Source organism: Streptomyces sp. P5F9 (assembly GCF_057961495.1).
This window is the reverse complement of sequence record NZ_JBXVPZ010000532.1, coordinates 1-6,125: the sequence shown is the minus strand read 5'-3', so window position 1 is coordinate 6,125 and position 6,125 is coordinate 1. Positions and strand designations below refer to the sequence as shown.

The following is a 6,125-nucleotide window of genomic DNA, read 5'->3' as shown; positions in this document are numbered from 1 at the left end:
GTGCGGGCCGGTGGGGGCTGGGTGCGCCCGCGCGGCGGAGCCGCTAATGTCACGGCCCCGCGCCCCTATCGGGGCGTTCCACTCCCGGACGCTTACCAGTGCCGCGAACAAGCCGATCAGCGCGAGGAGTTGGGCCGTGCGGCTGAACGCTCCCTCGCCTGCGCCTACCGGTTCGCCCGCGCCCGTTGCCGCCGCGATGCCCGCCCCTGCCAGTGCCACGAAGGCGATCGGGACCAGCAGCGCGTGTCTGCGGTAGGCCAGCAGGGCCAATGCCGGGACCAGGAGGGCGAACCAGCCCGCTATCACCACTGCGACCAGCGTCAGCGCCACCGTGCCGAGCCACAGGCCGGGCAAGGGTGGGGGTGGTTGCACCTCGTCGGAACTCGGTTCGTCGCGGCGCCAGATCACCAGGGCCAGGAGGATGACCAGGGCGACTCCGCTGCCTATGAGGCCGGCCTCGTAGGTTGTCGCCGGTTCGTACGCCAGCTTGATCGTGCCGCCCGCTCCTGCCGGGACGCGCCAGCCCTGTTGCCAGCCGTCCAGGCGGAGCGGGGTCAACTCCTTGCCGTTCAGGGTGGCTTTCCAACCCGTGTTGTAGTTCTCGTACGTGGTGAGGTACGAGGCCGTGCCCGAGCCGACCGTCACCTCTCGGCGGTCGCCCAGCCAGTCCTTGATCGTCAACTCGCGGGACTGTGGCGTGGGTTCGGTGACCGTTCCCCGGGTCAGCGTCACGTCCGTGAGGGTCAGCGGGCCTGCGTCGCCTGCCTCCACCCGGTGTGTGCCCGACGCCAGCTCCAACGCCCCGTCCGCCTTGCCCTGCTGACAGAGCGTCACCTCGACCTCCCGCCGTGCCGTCAGGTCGCCTACCGTCCCCTTCACGCTGGTCGGGTACAGCTCGCCGTCCACCGCCACCACCGGGCCCTTTCCGCAGGGCAGGGTGAAGGGGCGGGACGGGTCCGGCTGGGGGGTGCGGTACTGGTCAAGGGCCGGGATGTAGGCCTCGGTCAGGCCCACCGGTAGTTGGAGGTTGTCGTCGGCTATCGGGTTGTGGAGGGTCAGGGGGGCCGTTTTCGTGATCGTGATGGTCAGACTGTCCGTCGTTATCGGGTCGAAGCGGGTTACGCCGTTCCCGTCCACGCCCGCGATCGTCGAACCGTCCGGTGACGTGATGTCCACCTCGGTCGGGCGCGTCGACAGGCCGCCCGCGGGGGCCAACACCACTTCGCCGACCGCCTGTTTGCCGGTCCAGGTGAGGTGGATCGTCGGGCGGTCGCCCGCCATCCAGCCCGTCGTCAGGTCGCCGTCCGTGAGGTTGCGGGCGGAGAGGCCCGTGCCAAGTGCGGCTGTGGAGTCCGCCGTTGCCGTGATGCGGTGCTGTTGGGCGGGGGCCACCTCGTAGAGGAGTCTGTCCAACTCCTCGCCCGGGGTCGCCACCGCGGTCGCCTTCATCTCGTACGTTCCCGCCGTCGACGTCGAGAACGTGCGGTGCAGGCCCGCCTCCGTGCCCGTCGGGGAGAGGCCCGTCGGGTCGGCCGTGCGGTGCAGGGAGACGATCTCGGCGGAGGCGTCGGTCGTGTTCGCGTCGGTGGGGAGCTTGAGGAGCCGGGTGACCTGGACGTGAGGCAGGGCGATCTCGGAGAAGCCCGCGCCGGTCAGGCCGGTGTGGCGGGCGACCGAGTCGACGATCGTCAGCTTCATCCAACTCGTGGAGCCGGCAGGCGCCTTGACGGTCTGCGTCATGCCGTTCGGCTGGAGGTAGCTGGTCGCCGAACCCTTCGCCGTCTCCACCCTCAGCTCCGTCGCCGCCGCCCGCACGCTCTCCTGCGGGAGCGGGGTGACCTTGAACGAACCCGGCATGTCGTACGACCCGCCCGCGAAGCCGATGCGCAGCCACTGGCCGTTCGCCGAGCCTGCCGCGCCCTCCGCCCATGCGGTGTCCGGGTTGCCGTCGAAGGCGTTCACCGGGTCGAACTGGGGCAGGGAGAACAGCCAGTTGCCGCTGGAGGACGCCGTCACCGAACGGGCGCCGCGCAGCTGCGCGACCGTCTGGTGGGCGATGCCCTTCGTCGGCAGGATCTGCTTCGGCTTCTTGCCCGCGTCCTGGACCGCGTCGGGCGCGTTGCGTTCGCCGGGGGTGTATGTGTACGACGTGTTGGCGTCGACCAGGCCGAACCGGGTGTCGGCGCGGCGCAGTCCGTCGCCGACCACCTGGAGCGTGGGTGAGCCCAGGCCCGGGTGGTTGTCACCCGTCAACACCGTTGCTCTACCCCTGAGTTCGGTGGCGAGAGGGAGGAGGGACTCCGGGCCGCCGGAGACCACCGCCGTGTCGGACACCGGTGTCAGGCCTGCCTGGCCGGGGCGGATCACGTCCTTGCTCGTCGGCTCGTAGATCTCCACCGCCCGTTGGCGCGGGTAGAGGCCCTCTACCTGGAGTGGGGTGTCGTCGGCGATGCGGCCGCCGGTCATGACCGGGCCGAGGCCCGTCACCCGTTGGTAGCCGGACTGTTCCAGGGTGCGTTTGACGGTGGTCGTCGGGACGTAGCCGATCTGGTCGGGGTCCAGGTCGTTGCGTACGACGACGTAGTAGATGCCCGCGCGGCTCAAGTAGTCGGCCAGGCCGGGGACTTCGCCGCCGCTGGCCAGTGCCTGTTCCACCGCGTCCATCGCTCGGCGGTTCCCGGGGGTGCCCATCGGGACGTAATCGCGCTCCGCCCAGCGGGAGTCGGCGAGGACGTCGAGGGGTTCGTCGATGGGGGAGCCCCAGGTGTAGATGCCGTGCGCGGTCGCCGGGACGACCAGGGCGCGGGAGTCGGGGGAGTACTTGTGCAGCCAGTCCGCCGTGGACTGCCAGTACTTGGGGAGCTGCTGGAACGAACCCGGGTTCAGGATCGACCCGTTGAGATACGGCCACGCCAGGCCGGGGAGCACGAGGATCACCGCGATCAGCGGGGCGAGCCGGCGGCCCGGCACCGGGCGGGCCCCGCGTGTCTCGGCGGCCACGCCCACCAGGTGGGCCAGGCCCAGGACGAGCGCGAGGGCCAGGCCCGCCTGGAACTTGTAGATGTTGCGGAAGGGGACGAGCGGACCGTTCAGCCAGTCCTGCACCACCCCGTGGAACGGGGCGCCGAACGGGCCGCCGTACCCGGCGAACAGGATCAGCGCGACCGACACCGCGATCAGCACCAGCCAGCGCCGCTCCGGCATGTCCCGTCTGGCCAGTCCGGCGAGACCCAGCCCCGCCGCGAGCGCCGAACAGACGATGACGATCACCGAGGACGCGACCGTCCAGCCGGCCGGTATCCAGGCCTCCCCGAGGTGCAGATAGGCGACCCAGTCACCGGCTCCGCGCAGGCCCTCCGTCGCCGACATGGTGTCGGTCGTGGTCTGCGAAGTCTCCACGTAGGGAAGGAAGTTCTCGCCGTAGACACCGAGCATGAGCAGCGGGATCCACCACCACGCCGTCGCCAGGATCACCCCCGGCACCCACCAGGCGAGCAGCTTGCGCTGCCGTGGTCCGGGTGGCCGGGAGAGCAGATACAGGCCGACGGGGAGGAGCGAGGCGAGCGTCGCGGCCGCGTTGACGCCGCCCATGAACGGGACGATCAACGCCGAGCGCAGGGCCGCGACGCGGGCCGTGTAGCGCTCGTTGGTCAGCGGCAGCAGGACCCAGGGAAGGAAGGCCCCGGGGAGGGCGGCAGCCGAGGTGGACCCCACGACGATCGTGAACACCGGCCACAGCGCGTACGTCACGGCGGCGAGCAGCCGGGACGCGGGGCTGCCCACGCGCAGCCGTTCGGCCAGGCGCAGCGCGCCCCAGAAGGCGACCGACACGACGAGCGACAGCCACAGCCGTTCCGCGAGCCAGACCGGCAACCGCACGGCGTGGGCGAGCCAGTAGAACGGGAGCATCGGCCAGAGATAGCCCGCGTACTGGTCCTGGATACCGCCGAACGAACCCCGGTCGTGCCACAACTGCCCCAGGTCGGACAGGAATTGGCCGGGGTCCACGGTGACGCCGAGCTTGGTGTCGAAGGTCTGCCGCCCCGGGTGCACGGCGAGGAACAGCACGAACACCACGGCCCAGAACCCCAGCAGCCAGCGCCATGACCTCGGCCCCTCCGGGGGACCCGCGATGGCCGTGGTGGTGGGGTCGGCCGCCGGGGGCGGAGCCTGGACCGTGGTCGCCGTCATGGTGGACACCGCCGGAGGATGAGGAGGAGGTTCCAGGTGGCCAACTCCCTTATCCCGGGCGCTTTTACGACGGCTCGGTCGAGGAAGGGCCAGTAGCGGGAACGCGCCGCGACGACCATGACGTCGTCACGGGCGCGCACCTGCCGTAGGGTGGCGCCGATGTGCACGGCGAACAGGTTCTCGCCGAGAGCGTGCTTGGCCGGCTTTCCGGTACGGCGCCGGTAGCGGGCGCGGGCCCGTTCGGCACCGAGATAGTGCCATGGCGCCCACTCGTGACCGCCCCACGGGGACAGCCAGTTGGTGAACGACACATAGATCAGCCCACCCGGCCGGGTCACCCGAGCCAACTCACTGAGAAACGTCTCCGGATCGGCCACATGCTCAAGAACATTGGAGGAGAACGTCACGTCCGACACCCCGTCGGACAGGGGCAGCAGATACCCGTCGGCGATGACTGTCCCGTCGGGCGGTTTCGCCCCCAACTCCCTTGCGTCCGGCTCGAAGAGATAGGTGTGAGCACCGCGCCGCCGAAACTCCTCGGTGAAATACCCGCTGCCGCCACCGACGTCCACGACTGTGCGGTCGGCGACGGGCCCGTCGTAGGCCTCGACCTGGTCGGCAGCATCACGGGCGAGGAGGGAGTAGCAGAATTCCGGGTCGTCTTGTTCATGCAGAAAGGCGCGAAACAGGGCAAGGGAGCGCTGGAGAGAGGGATCTTTCCAATCCCGGCGAGTTTTGAAGGGGCGCGGGGAACTGCGCGACCAGCCCCCACGCACCCGCAGCCAACTCACGACCCCCAGCCCTTCACCGCCTCACCGGCCACCAAACGAAACTGTCTGACAGTCCGATCCCAGCGATAACGCCCCGCAAGAGCACGCGCAGCCCGGCCCATCACCTCACGCCGCTCCCCGGACAAGGCCAACGCACACCAGGCCGCCGCGAACGAGGACTCCCCGCGAGCCAGAACACCCGTCTCGCCGTCCACGACCGAGTCCCGCAACCCAGGCACGTCGAACGCGATCGCCGGAGTCTCCCGAGCCGCAGCCTCCGTCACGACCAACCCCCACCCCTCCAGCGCAGAAGGGTGCAGCAACAACCAGGCCGCACACAGCAGTTCGTGTTTCCGAGCCTCAGAGACATGCCCGGTGAACTCCGCACCGGGCCCGGCGATTTGCTCAAGCCGCTCCCGCTCAGGACCATCACCGACGATCAGCAGCCGCCCGCCGGTCACGGGACGTACCCGCTCCCACAACCGCAGCAACAGATCGATCCGCTTGTACTCGACCAACCGCCCCACCGCCACGAAAAGCGGCTCGACGGAACGCTCGGCCCGAGGCCCCGGCTCCTCAACTCCGTTATGGACAACCCGGATCCGGTCCCGCTCGACCCCGATCCCGCGCAGCGCCTCCGCGGTCGAGGGAGACACCGCGACCAACAGCCCACGATGCTGCGCCCCGGTCAGCGCCCAGTGCTCAAGTCTTCGCCCGATCCGCGCGGCCGGCGCCATCGGCCCGCCGAACCGCATCTTCCACAGATCCGTGTGGACATGGTTGACCAGACACAGGGTCGGTCCGCGATGCCACACGGGCGCGAAGTACGGCATGCCGTTGCACACCTCGACCAACAGGTCGCAGTCACCGATCTGTTGGGTGAAGGCGGAACGGGCGCGCAGGAAATGACCGTACGCACCGCCCGCCGACACCACGCGGTAGTCGCGGTAGGCAGCAGGCCCACCGCACAACAGGGTGACCTGGTGGCCGAGTCGGGTCAGGCCGTCGGCGAGTCTGTCCACGAGGAGTTCGGAGCCGCCGGCCTGGGCATTGCCGAGGTCCCGGTGGGCGAGGAACACGATCCGGCGCGGTTGCGGCACCGGCGCCTGGGGGTGCTGCGCGACCGGGGAAAACGGGGCGCGGTGGGGGTCCCCCCACCCGAGC

Annotated in this window: 3 protein-coding genes; all 3 read right to left on the bottom strand. The window is 70.1% G+C overall.

What is annotated here, in order from left to right:
• On the bottom strand, positions 1 to 4,191 hold a 4,191-nt coding region (locus AC31A1_RS44685; protein WP_489658807.1), incomplete at its 3' end, for a DUF3367 domain-containing protein.
• Positions 4,188 to 4,967: a class I SAM-dependent methyltransferase gene (locus AC31A1_RS44680; RefSeq protein WP_489658806.1), complete on the bottom strand. Its 780-nt coding sequence runs from the start codon at positions 4,965 to 4,967 to the stop codon at positions 4,188 to 4,190. The genes AC31A1_RS44685 and AC31A1_RS44680, both read right to left, overlap by 4 nt.
• Before the next feature lie 11 nt (positions 4,968 to 4,978).
• Positions 4,979 to 6,061: a glycosyltransferase family 4 protein gene (locus AC31A1_RS44675; RefSeq protein WP_489658805.1), complete on the bottom strand. Its 1,083-nt coding sequence runs from the start codon at positions 6,059 to 6,061 to the stop codon at positions 4,979 to 4,981.
• Positions 6,062 to 6,125: the final 64 nt, after the last annotated feature.